The following is a 14,978-nucleotide window of genomic DNA, read 5'->3' as shown; positions in this document are numbered from 1 at the left end:
TTTTTTGTCTGGAGAAAAATTCTGTCTTGATAGCTTGTTATACAAGCTGAACAAGTTGAAATGCCTGTCTGACAAGTTGGCAGGCCGCAGCCAGGTGCTATTATCCGCCGTAGCGTCAGCAGGCAACGCCCTGTGGCCATCCCGTTCGACCCCTTGGTCAGGCGTGAAAAAATACAACCTGCGTCCGGATGATTGTCATGCAAGAAACCTCGGGTGCCGCCCCCAAACGGCGGCAACACAGCCTGGCCACCGATCTGGTCACCGAACTGAGCCAGCGCATTCTGCTGGGCAAGATCGCACCGGGGCACAAGCTGCCGTCTGAGAACGAAATCGTCCGTGAGCACGGCGTCAGTCGCACGGTGGTGCGCGAGGCTATTTCCAAGTTACAGGCCTCGGGGCTGGTGGTTACCCATCAGGGCAAGGGCACCTTCGTGCTGGAGCGCGAAGAGCAGACCGGCCTGCGCCTTAAAGTCGAAACCGCCTCACGGGTGCGCGACATCATCGAACTGCGCATCGGTCTGGAAACCCAGGCTGTGGCCCTGGCGGCGTTGCGCCGTACCGACGAGCACCTGGTGTTGATGCGCCAGGCGCTGGACGACTATCAGGATTCACTGGCCAAGGAAGACAGCTGCGTCGAAGCCGACAAGCGCTTTCATATGCTGATCGCCGAAGCCACCGGCAACCCGTATTTTCTTGAAATCATGCAGCACCTGGGCAGCGCAGTGATCCCGCGCACACGCATCGCCAGCAGCGAACGCGCCGGCAGCAACCTGGCCAAGCACGGCTACCTGGCCAACCTGGAACACGAAGCACTGCTCAGCGCCATCCGCCGCAAAGACCCCGACGCCGCCCGCGCGGCGATGTGGACACACCTTAGCAACAGCCGCGAGCGGCTGGTGCCGCTGGAGTGATCACAGGCGGACTCGTAGGACCGACCGGGCGGCGATCCGCGTAGGACCGGCTTTAGCCGGGAAACAGACGACACAATTCTGCGTCGGGCCATTCGCTGCTGAAGCGGTTCGCCGCCCGGCAGCTCCTACAGAATCTACGGGGCTTGCATCACGTCCAGCATCACCTGCGCCTGCCATTGGTAATACGGATTGAATGTCAGCCGGGCATGCACTTTGCCCGCCGCCCGATAGCCCCAGTCCGAATACCACACCGGCTCGCCGGCCACGCAGCGGGCCATGTCGGGTTGCTCCTGGCCGTTCCAGCAAATGCGCTGGCTGCCTTGTGGCCCGTACAGCGGGTTGTCTGGTGAAAACAACAGGCCCATATGGGAAAACTGGCTGATATGCTGCTCAGGCAGATAGTCCTCACGCACCAGCACCCTTGGCGTTTGCTTGATCGGCTCGTTGCCGTACCAGACCAGACGGCTGGCCGGATGGGTGAAGCGTTCATTGAAACTGCTCAGCACAAAGCCGGTGTCGAGCACTGAGTCATGCTCGGTCAGGGCGACGAACACGGGCTTGGTGTACGGCTTTTCGACCAGCCGTTTGCGCGCCAGCACGCTGCTGAGGTGAAACTGGGCAAAGCCGTTGGTGGGCACATTCAGGTAACGCACCGGCGTTTGCATCGGGCGTATACCGTCGTTGGGTTCGGCCAGCCAGGGTCGCGCCCAACTGATCCAGGGCGTCAGCCACACATAGGTGCTGTCGGAGCGAAACGCCGGCGAAAACAGCAGCAACCCGGCGATCTCTTCGTGTTCGTAGGCGTAATCAAGCACCAGATTGGCGCCGGTCGAAAAGCCGCCCAGGTACACCTTCGGCACATCACGCGCCAGTTGCGCGGCCTGCTCACGTACCACGTGTTGCCACTGCTCCAGCGTCACCTCAAGCATGTCCTCGGGGCGCGTGCCGTGGCCGGGCAACAGCACCGTGCGCACGACATAACCCTGATCGGCCAGAGTGCGGCCGATGTCATGAAACGACCACGGTGAATCCCCCAGGCCATGCACCAGCAGCACGCCGGCCCTGGGTGTGCCGGCCGGGCGCCATTCCTGTGGTGCGTTCCAGTCAAGCTCGGCGTCGCGGTTTCCGGTCTGGAAGGCACGGTGGTTCTGGATCAGTTGCACGGTCTGTTGCCGATAGCCGGAAAAACCGGCCGGCGCCTGCGTGTCATCGGCTTTCAAGGCACAGGCTTGCAGCGGCAGAAGGGCGCACAACACGGTGAGCAAACGATAGCGGATCACATTCAGAACCCTGACGAAGAAGAACAACCGGCACTGTGCCATGCACTTCGCGCCGCGCATCACTTTCAGGCACACTCCGGCCTTCATAAATTCAACAAAATGTATCGGCATGCCGATCCTGCCACTGGAGACTGCCATGTTCGCCCTTGATCGCGCCCTGGCCCAGGACATCGTCGACCGTGCCATGGCGATCCTGCCTTACAACGTCAATGTCATGGATTATCTGGGCATCATCATCGGCAGCGGCGATGCTGAACGCCTTAGCACCCGCCATGAAGGCGCACAGGAAGTGCTGGCGACCAGCCGGGTGGTGGAAATCGATGCCCACGCCGCCAGCCGTCTGGGCGGGGTCAAGCCTGGGGTCAATCTGCCACTGATGCTCGACCATCAGTTGATTGGCGTGCTGGGCATCACCGGCGACCCGGAGCAGGTGCGGGTGTATGGCGAGCTGGTCAAGATGACCGCTGAAATGCTCATGGAGCAGCGCCGCCAGCAAGCCGACCGGCAGTGGCGCCGGCAACGTGGCGAAGAATTGCTGGCGCGCCTGCTGTGGGGTGATTGCCCCGACAGCCTGGTGGATGAAGCCCGGCATCTGGGCCTGCAACCGCAACAGCCGCGCCAGGCGGTATTGATTCGCCTGGGCGAGCCGCTGGACATCGGCCATCCGCTGTTCGCCAGGCTCAGCAGCCGTTACCCGCAAAGCTGGTGCATGCTGCGCGAACCGACGCTGTTGTACTGGTGCCGGGTGGTCGAGCGCGAGCGCGGCCATGACGATGCCCATTTGCTGGAGCAGGCCGACGTACACGGCTGGCCGATCCTGCGCATCGCCACTGCCGAGCTTTCACAAGGATTGCCGGCGTTGCGCCAGGCCTGCGCGGCGGCGCTGGACCTGCTGGACTACGCCAGCCAGATCCGTCCCGCCCAGCGCCTGCTGCACTTGCAGGACCTGCGTTTACCCGTGTTGTTCTGGCGCCATCGTCACGACTGGCTGGCGCAGGAAATCGCAGCGCCCATCAGGCAATTGCACGAACACCCGCAGTTGCTGGAAACCCTCGACCGCTGGTTCGAGCACAGCGGCGAAAGCCAGGTGTGCGCCGAAGCGCTGGGCATTCATCGCAACAGCCTGCGGTATCGGCTGGAAAAAATCGCCGAACTCACCGGCTGCGATCCGTATCACAGCGATGACCTGCTGCGCCTGTACCTGGGCCGGCAGGTCACGCCCGATCACAGTGTGTTGTGCAAATGACTGACAGGGCGAGCAGACCATTGTGCGCAGGCCCACGGTAAAGCCGTTGTCTGGATGCGAACATGCGGGCACAAGAAGAGGAGTTGCACCCATGAAAATCGTCATTGCCCCCGACTCGTTCAAGGACAGCCTTAGCGCCCAGGCGGTTGCCCAGGCCATCGCCAGCGGCCTGAGCGAAGTGTGGCCCGCAGCCGAACTGCGCATCTGCCCGATGGCCGACGGCGGCGAAGGCACTATCGAATCGGTGTTGCAGGCCTGCAACGGCCAGTTGCGCAGCGCCCGCGTCCACGGCCCGTTGGGCGCGCCGGTCGAGGCGGGCTGGGGCTGGCTGGCCGAGAGTCGCACCGCAATCATCGAAATGGCCACCGCCAGCGGCTTGCAATTGCTGACCCGCGACCAGCGCGATGCGCGCATCACCAGCACCTACGGCACCGGTCAATTGATCGGCGAGGCACTGGATGCCGGCGCGCAACGAGTGATTCTGGCCATCGGCGGCAGTGCGACCAACGACGGCGGCAGCGGCATGCTGGCCGCGCTGGGTGTGCGCTTTCTCGGCCAAAACGACGAGCCACTGGCGCCCGGCGGCCTGGCCCTGGCACAACTGGCGCGCATCGACCTGAGCGGGCTGGATACACGCTTGTCCGATGTGCGTTTCGAAATCGCCGCCGATGTCGACAATCCCCTGTGCGGCCCGCACGGCGCGTCGCACATCTTCGGTCCGCAAAAAGGCGCTTCGCCCGAGCAGGTACTGGCGCTGGACGCCGCCCTTGAAAACCTGGCCGATCACTGCGCGAACGTCTTGGGTCGTGATCTGCGCGACAGCCCCGGCAGCGGCGCGGCTGGCGGCATGGGCTTTGCGGCCAAGGCGTTTCTGAATGCCACCTTCCGCCCCGGTGTCGAGGTCGTTGCTGAACTGACCGGGCTTGAACAGGCCTTGCTCGGCGCCGACCTGGTGATCACTGGCGAAGGCCGTTTCGACGCCCAGACCCTGCGCGGCAAGACGCCGCTGGGCGTGGCGCGTTTTGCCGGGCGCCACAACGTACCGGTGATCGTACTGGCCGGCACGCTAGGCGAAGGCTACGAGCAACTCTACGCCCACGGCATCCATGCCGCCTTCGCCCTGGCCAATGGTCCACTGACCCTGGACGACGCCTGCCGTCACGCCGCACCGCTGCTACATGACCGCGCCCGGGACCTGGCGCGGCTGTGGGATCTGGCGGCACGCGGGCGTTGATACGGATCGGTCAGATGTAACAAATGATGGCAACAGGCCCTAAAGATGCACCCGGCAGGGCCGATAGGGTGGGGTGAGGTTGTCCGACAACCCTCCATTGATTCAGCCACCCTATAAAAAGAGTCGTAGCCATGCATCTACGCAATCTGACCATCGCCCGCCGTGCGGGCCTGGGCTTTACTTTGATTTCCCTGCTTGTGGCTGTGCTTGGCTGGTTTGCGCTGGTGCAAATGCAGACCATCCGTGAGAGCGAGGTCGCGGTTGAAACCAACTGGGTGCCGAGCATGCGCGTGGTCAGCGATACCCGCGAAATCATGCTGCGCATCCGCACCATTTCCCTGCGCATGGCGCTGGACCCGGATCCGGCTAACGTGGCGACCTACAAGGGGCAGATGGACACCCGCCTCAAAGACCTCGACGGCAAACTCGAGATACTCAACAAATTCATCGATACCCCCGAAGAAAAAGCGCTGGCCGAGCAGTTTCGCGTGACGCTGGGTGAATATCGCAGCGGTCTGGACCGCTCTTTCGTGCTGGCTGCGCAGAAGGACAACGCCGGGCTGATCAAGCTGCTGCAGGTCGACATGAAGCAGATCGTCGATGGTTCGGGCAAACAGCTGGCCGACCTGGGCGATTACTACGGCAAGAAGATCGATGCCGAAGGCAAGGCCGCCGAAGAGCAGTACATGCACTCACGCTCGATCGTGATCATCTTTGTGATCATTGCCGCGCTGGCAACTATCGGCCTGGCGCTGTGGTTGACCCGCAGTATCGTGCGTCCGCTCGAGAGCGCAGTACGTGCTGCCGAGCATGTGGCCGGCGGCGACCTGACCCACGACATTCATGTCGAGGGCGAGGACGAAGTCACCCGTCTGCAACGTGCCTTGCAGCAGATGCAGAATAATTTGCGCGAAGCCATGCGTCATATCGGCAGCTCGGCGACGCAGCTGGCATCAGCCGCGACCGAGCTGAACTCGGTCACCGAAGACAGCTATCGCGGCCTGCACCAGCAAAACGCCGAGATCGACCAGGCCGCCACGGCGGTCAACGAAATGACCTCGGCGGTCGAAGAGGTGGCGCGCAACGCGGTGTCGACCTCCGATGCCTCGAACCATTCCAGCGCTTCGGCCAAGGCCGGCCAGCAACGGGTGCTCGACACGGTGCAGTCGATCCAGACCCTGACCGACAACGTGCAATCGACCTCGACGCTGGTACAAAACCTGGCCAACCAGTCGCAGGACATCGGCAAGGTGCTGGATGTGATCCGCTCGATTGCCGAACAGACCAACCTGCTGGCGCTCAACGCCGCCATCGAGGCGGCGCGTGCCGGTGAGTCCGGTCGCGGTTTTGCCGTGGTGGCCGACGAAGTGCGCGCCTTGGCGCATCGCACTCAACAGTCGACCCTGGAAATCGACACCATGGTCAACGCCATGCGCAACGGTTCGGCGCAAGCGCTGGAGTCGATGCAGACCAGCCGCGATCGTGCTGGCTCCACCCTGGAAATGGCCCGTGGCGCCGGTGAATCGCTGAGCGAAATCACCAGCTCCATCAATCAGATTTCCGAGCGCAACCTGGTGATCGCCAGCGCCGCCGAAGAGCAGGCCCAGGTAGCGCGGGAAGTGGACCGCAACATCGTCAATATCCGCGACTTGTCGATGCAATCGACGCAAGGTGCCAACCAGATCAGCGCCTCCAGCAACGAGCTGTCGCGTCTGGCCGGCGACCTGAACCAGGTAGTGGCGCGCTTCAAGGTCTGACCGAATCGCCGCTTGCCGATGGCTGACCTTGGCGCGCATCATCGCCACGGTCGGTCATCATGGTCAGGTAGAAGAGGGCAGTGCGTCATGTACAAGCATCTCACCCCGCAGGTCGTCAGCCGTTGGCTGCGTGCGCCTGCCCATCGTCAGTGGCTGAACCACGAGGGCGCGCGCCTGCTGGGTTTTGCCAGGGCGGCCCGGCTGGAGCAGGGCTTTGGCGATCTGGACACCTATGGCCGGCTGCGCGTCGGCGCCAGGGCCCATACCCTCAATACCGCGCGTCTGGTGCATTGCTTTTCGCTGGCACACATCCAGGGCATTCCGGGCTTTGCCGAACTGATCGACCACGGCCTGGCGGCCTTGCACGGCCCATTGCGCGACGCCGAACACGGCGGCTGGTTCGATGCGCCGCTGGACGAGGGCGGGCATACCGACAAACAGGCTTACCTGCATGCCTTCGTGGCGCTGGCGGCCAGCTCGGCGGTGGTGGCCGGACGGCCGACGGCGCAGGCACTGCTCGATGACGCCACAGACGTCATTATCGAGCGTTTCTGGAGCGACGAAGAGGGCGCGTTGCGCGAGTCGTTCTCGCGCGACTGGCAGGTTGAAGAGGCCTATCGCGGCGCCAACAGCAACATGCACGGCCTTGAAGCCTTCCTGGCGCTGGCCGATGTCAGCGGCGACGGCCAGTGGCTGGAGCGCGGGCTGCGCATCGCCGAGCGACTGATTCATCAACATGCGGCGGCCAACGATTTTCAGGTGGTGGAGCATTTCAGCCAGCGCTGGGAACCGCTGCCGGACTATAACCGCGATAACCCTGCCCACCCGTTTCGTCCTTATGGCACGACACCCGGCCATGGTTTCGAATGGTCGCGGCTGTTGCTGCACCTGGAAGCGGCGCTGCTGGAAAACCGCTGCAACGCACCGGGCTGGCTGGCCAAACAAGCCCATCAGTTATTCGACAGTGCCTGCCGGCATGGCTGGGAGGTCGATGGTGCGCCGGGCATCGTCTACACGCTGGACGCCGAGCGCCGTCCGGTGATCCGCCAGCGTTTGCACTGGACCCATTGCGAAGCGGTAGCCGCTGCCGCTGCGCTGTTGCAACACAGTGGCGAGCCGTTCTATGAAGCCTGGTATCGGCGTTTCTGGGAATTCAACGAAACCCGCTTCATCGACCTGGAACACGGCAGCTGGCGCCACGAGCTGGACGAAAACAACCGCCCCAGCGCCGGGATCTGGCCGGGCAAGCCGGATCTTTATCACGCGTATCAGGCGGTGTTGCTGCCGATGTTGCCATTGGCGCCAAGCCTGGCCAGCGGGTTGGCGCGGCAAACGCAGGGGTAGAACCGCACGTAGGAGTAATGCCGATCAATTAAGCTGGTTTCGCCGATATTTCGTCTGGCACCGAATACGGAGTGATGCGGATGGCCGCCCCCTTAAGCTCGCGAAAGGGCCCGTAAAACCGGCACATCTGCTGTGTTTGTACTGAAGCATTCGCGATGCTTGCGCTCACTCTCATCAAACATAAAATAAGTTATTGATTTTATTGAATTAAAAAACACCAACCTGTAGGAGGCAGCTCTGCTGGCGATTGAGCGCGAAGCGCTCACAGAAATCTATGAAACGCTGAACATTTACGACTGCTAATGCAGCCGATCGCGAGCAGAGCTCCCTCCTACAGGTTGATCTGACCCCAGAAAGTCAGATGGGTGTCCAACTTTTGGGGTGCAGATCAGGTCCCATGTTTGCTGCGCGACAGCGCGGCGGCGGGTGATCTCCTACGGATCCGTGTTTCGCCTTAACTGATCGGCATTAGCACGTAGGAGCGGATTCATCCGCGATCGGCTGCGCGAGCAGTCGTAAAATTGCGAGCGCTTCGCACTCTATCGCAGCTAAAGCGGCTCCTACGGACAGGTGTTGGTCTGGAGCCATGCCTGCCGCTGCGCATCCAGCAACTGGCGCTGAAAGGCCTGCATCTGTGCGTTGGGTTGTTGCAGGCCGATGAACGCCAGCAGCGGATCATTGACTTCGGTACGCAAGCCCGACAGCGCCTCCATCGTCGCCAGGCCGCAAAACGGTACATAGGCTTCGGCGTAGCCGCCTTCGTGCACCAGTACCAGTCGCCCGCCGCACAGCCGCTCGGCCGCTTCGCGGACCTTGCGGGTCAGGTTGCGAAACGAGTCGCTGTGCAGCAGCATGCGCGCCAACGGGTCGACGGCATTGGCGTCATAGCCGCAGGCGACGATGATCAGTTCCGGTTCGAAGCGCTCCAGCGCCGGGATTACCAGATGGTCCATGGCGTACTGGTAAGCGTCGTCACCGCTGCCGGGCAGCAGGGGAATGTTCAGGTTGCTGCCATGTGCCTGACCTTCGCCGCGATCTTCGCTGCCGCTGTAGCCGGCCGGGTAGCAACCTTCCTGATGCAGGGAAATGGTCAGCACATCGGCGCGTGAGGCGAAGATCGACTGCGTGCCGTTGCCGTGGTGAACATCCCAGTCGATGACAGCGACCTTGTCCAGCCCGTGACGTGCCTTGGCGGCCTCGATGGCCACGGCGATGTTATTGAAAAAGCAAAAGCCCATCGCCTGATCGGCCGAGCAGTGATGCCCCGGCGGGCGCGACAGCGAGTAGGCGTTACGCACTTCACCGAGTAACACCGCCTCTACTGCCTCAATGGCAAGCCCCGCCGAAAGCCTGGCGATTTCATAGCTGCCAGGTCCGATGGGCGCATCCTCGCCCAGGCGCCCGCCGCCGGCTTCGCTCATCTCGCGAAAGCGTTGCAGGTAGTGGGTGGGGTGCACGCGCAACAGGTCTGTTTCGCTGGCCGGGGCGGCGCTGCGCACCTCAAGCTGGCGGGTCAGGCCGCTGACGTCCATCAGGCTCTTGAGGCGCCGTTTGGTTTCCGGTGATTCGGCGTGGCCGGCGGCCGCAGGTGGCTGCACCCAGCCGCCCACCGGCAGAATCAGGGCATGCGGCCCGGCACTGTGCCACAGGCTGAGTTCGTCGAAGAAAAACGCGGTTTTGTTCATGTTCAGGCTCATCGTCAGCATCTCGGTCAAGGATAGGAAACACGCGCAGCCGGGCTGCGCCCACAGGCCAGTGCCAGCAGCAGGGAAAGCAGGGTCAGCAGGGCTGCGCTCAGCAGGGTGGTGCGGTAGTCGCCGCTGGCCTGGATCAACTGCCCGGCCACGCCAGGGCCGATGGCAAGGCCGGCGCCGATGACCAGATTGCTGGTGTTCATCAATCGCCCGCTGGGATCGAGGTCGGCGATGCAGGCCAGAATCAGCGGCAGCACAAAGGTCCAGGTGAACTTGAACAACAACGCCGCAATGGCGAAGCGCAGGGCCGTGGGTGAGTCTTGCAAAAGCAGGACGGCGCCGATCATCAGCCCGTAGCCGCCGATCAATAACGGCAGGCGCGGCAGGCGCTCACCGATCAGGGTGGTACAGGCCGCACCGACGATGCCCATCAGGGTCGCAATGGCCAACACCTGGCCACTGTCCTGGGCGCTGATCGCCGCCTGGCTGGCGATACCGCCGATGAAAGTCCAGACCCCGCTCAGGCTCAGGTAAAAACACAGGATGGCCAGCAGCCCCAAGGCCGAGCGTACTTTTGGCAAGGCGACATTGGCCTTGTGTTGACCGTCGCCCAGGCGGGCAGGGAATGCGCGTACCAGTGGCAGCGCCAGCAGCATCAGCAAGGCCAGGCTGAGGTAGCAGGCGGCCAGACCGTAGCGGGCGAACAGCAGAGGCAGCAGCTGCAAGCCCACGGCCCCCAGCACCAGTTGCCCCAGCACCCAGAGGCCGTAGACCCGGCTGGCGTTGCTCAGCAGGGCGGCACTGGCCATGCACAGGATCATCAACGAACCACCGCCCAGGCCTGCGATGATGCGCAACATCATCAATTGGCTGTAGTCGCTGACCCAGGCCGAGAACAGGTTGCCGGCGATGAACAGCACGCCGGCCAGCAGCGCGGCCTTGCGCAGGTCAACGCGCTTGAGCCACCAGAATGCGGGCAAGGTGGCCAGGCTCATGGCGCCCAGTTCGGCCATGAACAGGTTGCCGATCTGCGCCGGTGCAAGGTGCCATTGGGTTGCCAGTTGCGCGGCCACGGCCGGTGCGGTCATCAGCAATGACGGGGTGATGGCAGCCAATACGACGATGGCGACCATCATCAGGCCAGAGGTTGATACGTTCATGGAGGGCTCCTTTGGCGTGCTCAAAACACATGCACCAGACGCAACAGCGCCTGGCTGCCGTGGTAGCCGTTATCGGTATCGACGTTTCGGCTCAGGGCCAGCAGCGCCTGGTTTTGCTTGTCGAACCAGTGGCCCAGTTCGAAACCGACCTGGCTGTAGCGCTGGTGCGTGTCATCGAGGCGCCGGTCGTTGAGGCGTAACTCGCCGCCGTCGGCGTGGATCAGGCGCAGGGCGCCATAGGTAGCGGGGATGAAGTCGTAGGAGGCGAACGCTTGCAGGCGATAAAGCGGGTCCTGCTTGAGGCTGGCGCCGTAATAGTCGTCGTTCTTGCCATAGACCTGTGCTTCAAGGTTGGCCTCCAGCACCCACTTCTCGCCGATGCCTTGGGTAAAGTTGTAGACAAAGTGCCCGGCCCAGCGGTTGGCGCCCGGCGATACATCCGGGTTCTGGCTGTGGTATTCGCCGGCCGGCAGGCTGATCAGGCTCAGCAGCCCGCTGTAGGTGCGCGTGGCCGGGTTGTTGATCAGGTACAGGGTGCCGCCTACCTGCGGGTCGCCAAAACCGGTTTCCTCGGTGCGCTGCGTGGTGCCCGGCAGGCGTGCATCGATATTGGCGAACGGCACAATGAATTGCGGTGTACACAGCGTGCCGCAGACATCGGTGAAGATCAGTTGCCGCCAGGCGAAGGCATTGACGTTCAGCTCTGCGCGCCCTGTGCTGTTGGCGGCGCCGTGATAGTCATTGGCGCGGGTCATGGGTACATAGAACACGCCCAGCGTGGTGCCCACCGGTGCGCTGAAAAAGTCCCTGGCGTTGAGGTCGGCGGCTTCGGCAAGGGGACCATTAAGGCCGACCGTGAGGGCCAGGGCCGAGGTATAACCAAGCGATTGGAGAGGTCTCATCGAGTGTGTTCACTTCTATTGGAGGTGGGTGGGCAGATTTCGGGCGCGACAAGGCCCAGGCCGCCAGGCGGGCAGCAAAAACAGGGTCGGTGGGGTTCAGGCGTAGCGTTTAGTCGGGGGCCGCACGCAGCAACTGGGCGATGCGCGCCTTGTCCTTGATGCCAAGCTTGTTGTAGAGGGTGCGGATGTGATGACGCACGGTGTTGGGCGCCAGGCCCAGCTGGCGCGCGACTTCCTTGTAGGTCTTGCCTTCACCGAAACTCAGCGCCACTTCGTATTCGCGCGGGCTCAGCCGTTGCAGCGGGGTCAACGGGCGAGCGGCCAGTACGAACAGGTCCCCGGCGCGGGAAATGCTCAGGTGCATGTGCTCAAGGATTTGCTCGCCTTCCTTGATCTCGATAGCCAGGTTCGGCCCGCTCCAGTCTGCAAAACTGCCAAGCCAGCGCTTGATAAAGCCTCGTTCGGCGCATTGCAGGGTGCCTTTGCGGTCGCACACGGCCAGGGCCAGGTTGTGCGGTGAATCGAGGCTTTCACGCTGGGCAATCAGGGTGCGGATCTGGTTGGCGGAGCTGGCTGCCGCTAGGTGCGGCATGCAGTGGTCCAGCAGCATCCTGTCATGCTCGGTGAAATGTGGCTGGCCAGGGCTGCGGTACAGCGCCAGATGTTCTGTCAGGCAGGTCAGTGGATCGATGACGATCACACACAGCAGTTCCTGAATGCCGTGACGAGCGCCCAGCCAGCGCAAACCTTCAGTGCTGTGCATGTCGATGATGACGGCATGGCCCGGCTGACGATGGGCACTGGTGACCGTGATGTCATCCTCGCGCATCGACTTCCAGTCTTGCAGGTAGTGAGCGGGCAGGTTGAAGAGGTGATGACGGTGCTCTTCCGGCAGGCCGTCGATCAGCGCCGAGCGCCCCCACCAGGCTTTTTCAAAGTTGATCAGACCCTGCAGCCGGCTGAGCATGGCGTCATGAAAGTGCTCGACGCTCTGGTCGTTGGCCAGACGCTGGACATCCAGAAGGACACTGCTGAACGCACTCAACAGTTCGTTGCAGGGATTACGGCTCATAGGCTGTACCTCGGGTGTGACCTGTTGTTTTTATTGTCACGTCATCGGTTGGACCAGTCGCCGCAGAGGGCGTGGGCAGGGCCAGTGGGATCAGTATCGGTCGCACGCTGGAGGATGGCTATCCTACAGATGCAGGAGGGAGGGGGCCGTTGAAGGGCTGCGCCTGGCAACAGCGTCAGGCGCAGAGTTGCAGCAGGATGTCAGTGTGAAACCAGATTGCGGTTACTGAAGCGAATCACCTGCCGCGCCAGGAAGCTGCCGGTCAGGATCACCCCGAACAAGCGCAGGGTTTGCATGGCCAGGACAAAGCCGACATCGGCGTGGGTGTCGATGGCGATGATCGCCATGGCGTCCAGGCCGCCGGGGCTGGTGGCCAGGTACACCGACAGAAAGTCCTTGTCCATCAGCCAGGCGATCAACCAGGCCGACAGTGCGCACAGCACGATCAGCAGTAGCGAGGCGAAGATCATCATCGGCAGGCGGCGCCAGACATAGGTGATGGTCGCCCGGTCGAAGCGCAGGCCGATGTAGCAGCCGATGGCGCCGTAGCCCAGACCCATGACCCAGCCCGGCAGGTTGATGTTCAACACGCCGCTCAGTTGCAGCGCGGTACCGACCAGCAAGGGCACCAACAGGGCACCGGCCGGCAGGCGCGAGCCCGGCCAGACGGCGGTCAGAATCACCGCCAGGCTCAGTAACATATCGATTGCGTTCAGGCCGTGTGACGTTGCCGGGTTAGCGCTGGCTAACGCTGCGCCGTCGACGGGGGCCAGCCAGTGGCTGACCAGCGCGCCGATCACCACCACGCACACCACTCGTACATATTGCATGGTGGCGACCACCCGCGAGTCGGCGCCGTAGTCTTCCGACATCGCGACCATCGCCGAGGCTGCGCCGGGCGACGTGCCCCAGGCGGCGGTCTGGCTGGGGATGCCGGCGTAGCGCACCAGCACCAGGCTGACCACCGCGCTGAGGATCACGGTAAACGCCGTGGCCAGTAACATGATGTGCCACGACTGCAAGGCCACCAGCAGCACACTGAGGCTCATGGCATGAGCAATCAGCACACCAACGGCGCCCTGGCCCAGTTGAAACATGACACGTGGCATACGGATGCTGGCCCCGGACACGCCAAAACCGATCGCCACCAGCATGGGGCCAAGAAACAGGGCAGCGGGAATGCTCAGCAGGACGAACAACTGACCGACAAGGCCGGCGGTCAGGATCAGGGCCAGCCATTGGCTGGCGGGCGACAGGGAGGGCAGGGCGAAGCGGGCAAATCGGGCGGTGCGCGGCAAGGAGAGGCTCCTCGAGAGGGATCAACAACCCGTGTATCGGGTGTGACAAGTATCGGGGCTTGAACTTATCAAGTCTATTTTCTAATAATCATGAACCGATAACTTTGGTTGATGAATTATGGACCTGCGCGACCTGACCTATTTCGAGACCATTGCCGAACTCGGGCACTTGGGCCGTGCGGCAGAAAAGCTCAATCGCAGCCAGCCGGCGCTGACCAAAAGCATCCAGCGGCTTGAAGAGTCGTTTGGCACGCGCCTGTTTCAGCGCGACGGTCGACGCATCAAGCTGACCCCGGTGGGCGAGTTGCTCAAGGCGCGTGGCAAGGAATTGCAGCAAAGCATCGCCCAGACCCAGCGCGAAGTACGCGATTTTGCCAGTGGACTGGTGGGCAATATCCGCGTGGGCTGCGCCGCGACCATGGCCGAACACCTGTTGCCCAAGCTCACCTCGGCCTTGTTGCAACGCGCGCCGGACCTGACCTTCAAGCTGGTCATCGGCCAGGACGATCTACAACGCGAAGCGCTGAATGCCGGGCAACTGGACATGATCATCTGCACGCTGATTCCTGAGCATGAACAACTGGAGACGTTCCCGATCTTCGACGACGAACTGGTGGTGATCGCCAGCCAGCAGCACCCGATCTTCGCGTCGAAACTGCAGATGCGCGACCTGTGCGATTACCGCTGGGTACTGCCGCCGATTGGCGTGTCATCGCGCAAATGGCTGGATGCAGCCTTTGCCGCTCACGACCTGCCACTGCCGGTGGTGCAGATCGAAGCCAACTCCATCTCGCTGTTACCGGGGTTGATCGCGCAGAGCAATTTGCTCAGTTTCATCGCGCGTGAAAGCCTGGAATTTGGCCGCAACATGCAACACCTGCGCGAGGTGCCGGTGGCCGAGGCGACGATGAAACGCACTGTTGGCGTGACCGTGCGCAAGGGCGCCTACCGGTCGCCGGCGGCGCAGGACATGCTCGGTTTACTGCGCGACCACGGCAATGACTTTCTGAGCTGGACGTGAGCCCCGGCAAAGCCTGAATATATCGGCAGAACAACCGCTTGAGATTTTTCCTACAGGAG

At 62.7% G+C, this 14,978-nt stretch carries 12 protein-coding genes; 6 read left to right on the top strand and 6 right to left on the bottom strand.

Annotated features, from left to right (window positions below):
* Positions 1-197 precede the first annotated feature (197 nt).
* Positions 198-911 carry a FadR/GntR family transcriptional regulator gene (locus ACYP2A_RS10155; RefSeq protein WP_459744861.1) on the top strand — a complete coding sequence of 238 codons (714 nt, stop codon included), beginning with the start codon at positions 198-200 and terminating at the stop codon, positions 909-911.
* 134 nt (positions 912-1,045) lie between these two features.
* Here ACYP2A_RS10155 and ACYP2A_RS10150 read toward each other — a convergent pair whose 3' ends face one another.
* A complete protein-coding gene (locus ACYP2A_RS10150) occupies positions 1,046-2,191 on the bottom strand; it encodes an alpha/beta hydrolase (protein WP_459744954.1) in 1,146 nt (381 codons plus the stop codon).
* A 136-nt stretch (positions 2,192-2,327) separates the two neighbouring features.
* On the opposite strand from ACYP2A_RS10150, the gene ACYP2A_RS10145 reads away from it, so the two are divergent.
* The 4 genes from ACYP2A_RS10145 (at position 2,328) to ACYP2A_RS10130 (ending at position 7,772) form a co-directional block, all read left to right on the top strand.
* Positions 2,328-3,437: a sugar diacid recognition domain-containing protein gene (locus ACYP2A_RS10145; protein ID WP_459744860.1), complete on the top strand. Its 1,110-nt coding sequence runs from the start codon at positions 2,328-2,330 to the stop codon at positions 3,435-3,437.
* A gap of 91 nt (positions 3,438-3,528) precedes the next feature.
* A complete protein-coding gene (locus tag ACYP2A_RS10140) occupies positions 3,529-4,671 on the top strand; it encodes a glycerate kinase (RefSeq protein WP_459744859.1) in 1,143 nt (380 codons plus the stop codon).
* A gap of 131 nt (positions 4,672-4,802) precedes the next feature.
* Positions 4,803-6,428: a methyl-accepting chemotaxis protein gene (locus tag ACYP2A_RS10135; RefSeq protein WP_459744858.1), complete on the top strand. Its 1,626-nt coding sequence runs from the start codon at positions 4,803-4,805 to the stop codon at positions 6,426-6,428.
* 87 nt (positions 6,429-6,515) lie between these two features.
* The gene (locus ACYP2A_RS10130) at positions 6,516-7,772 is read left to right on the top strand and encodes a D-mannose isomerase (RefSeq protein ID WP_459744857.1); all 1,257 of its coding nucleotides are present in this window, start codon (positions 6,516-6,518) and stop codon (positions 7,770-7,772) included.
* Between the two features lie 560 nt (positions 7,773-8,332).
* On the opposite strand, the gene ACYP2A_RS10125 is transcribed toward ACYP2A_RS10130, so the two are convergent.
* The 5 genes from ACYP2A_RS10125 to ACYP2A_RS10105 all read right to left on the bottom strand — a co-directional run bounded on the left by ACYP2A_RS10125 (position 8,333) and on the right by ACYP2A_RS10105 (position 13,898).
* Entirely contained in the window at positions 8,333-9,457 is a 1,125-nt protein-coding gene (locus tag ACYP2A_RS10125; RefSeq protein WP_459744856.1) for a class II histone deacetylase, read from the bottom strand.
* 26 nt (positions 9,458-9,483) lie between these two features.
* Positions 9,484-10,626 (bottom strand): MFS transporter, encoded by a 1,143-nt coding sequence (locus ACYP2A_RS10120; protein WP_459744855.1) that lies wholly within the window; start codon positions 10,624-10,626, stop codon positions 9,484-9,486.
* A 20-nt stretch (positions 10,627-10,646) separates the two neighbouring features.
* Entirely contained in the window at positions 10,647-11,528 is an 882-nt protein-coding gene (locus ACYP2A_RS10115; RefSeq protein ID WP_459744854.1) for a transporter, read from the bottom strand.
* Between the two features lie 109 nt (positions 11,529-11,637).
* Positions 11,638-12,600 carry a helix-turn-helix transcriptional regulator gene (locus ACYP2A_RS10110; protein WP_459744853.1) on the bottom strand — a complete coding sequence of 321 codons (963 nt, stop codon included), beginning with the start codon at positions 12,598-12,600 and terminating at the stop codon, positions 11,638-11,640.
* A 200-nt stretch (positions 12,601-12,800) separates the two neighbouring features.
* Positions 12,801-13,898 (bottom strand): AbrB family transcriptional regulator, encoded by a 1,098-nt coding sequence (locus ACYP2A_RS10105; RefSeq protein WP_459744851.1) that lies wholly within the window; start codon positions 13,896-13,898, stop codon positions 12,801-12,803.
* 118 nt (positions 13,899-14,016) lie between these two features.
* On the opposite strand from ACYP2A_RS10105, the gene ACYP2A_RS10100 reads away from it, so the two are divergent.
* Positions 14,017-14,919: a LysR substrate-binding domain-containing protein gene (locus ACYP2A_RS10100; RefSeq protein ID WP_459744849.1), complete on the top strand. Its 903-nt coding sequence runs from the start codon at positions 14,017-14,019 to the stop codon at positions 14,917-14,919.
* Positions 14,920-14,978 lie beyond the last annotated feature (59 nt).

Source organism: Pseudomonas sp. 3A(2025) (assembly GCF_054589175.1).
The sequence above is the reverse complement of the archived record's forward strand: the minus strand, read 5'-3'. Positions and strand labels throughout refer to the sequence as shown.

Excerpts from the sequence above, each read along its gene's own strand:
- ACYP2A_RS10155 (WP_459744861.1), top strand. The coding sequence starts at position 198 with ATGCAAGAAACCTCGGGTGCCGCCCCCAAACGGCGGCAACACAGCCTG.
- ACYP2A_RS10145 (WP_459744860.1), top strand. The coding sequence starts at position 2,328 with ATGTTCGCCCTTGATCGCGCCCTGGCCCAGGACATCGTCGACCGTGCC.
- ACYP2A_RS10140 (WP_459744859.1), top strand. The coding sequence starts at position 3,529 with ATGAAAATCGTCATTGCCCCCGACTCGTTCAAGGACAGCCTTAGCGCC.
- ACYP2A_RS10135 (WP_459744858.1), top strand. The coding sequence starts at position 4,803 with ATGCATCTACGCAATCTGACCATCGCCCGCCGTGCGGGCCTGGGCTTT.
- ACYP2A_RS10130 (WP_459744857.1), top strand. The coding sequence starts at position 6,516 with ATGTACAAGCATCTCACCCCGCAGGTCGTCAGCCGTTGGCTGCGTGCG.
- ACYP2A_RS10125 (WP_459744856.1), bottom strand. The coding sequence starts at position 9,457 with ATGAACAAAACCGCGTTTTTCTTCGACGAACTCAGCCTGTGGCACAGT.
- ACYP2A_RS10120 (WP_459744855.1), bottom strand. The coding sequence starts at position 10,626 with ATGAACGTATCAACCTCTGGCCTGATGATGGTCGCCATCGTCGTATTG.
- ACYP2A_RS10115 (WP_459744854.1), bottom strand. The coding sequence starts at position 11,528 with ATGAGACCTCTCCAATCGCTTGGTTATACCTCGGCCCTGGCCCTCACG.
- ACYP2A_RS10110 (WP_459744853.1), bottom strand. The coding sequence starts at position 12,600 with ATGAGCCGTAATCCCTGCAACGAACTGTTGAGTGCGTTCAGCAGTGTC.
- ACYP2A_RS10100 (WP_459744849.1), top strand. The coding sequence starts at position 14,017 with ATGGACCTGCGCGACCTGACCTATTTCGAGACCATTGCCGAACTCGGG.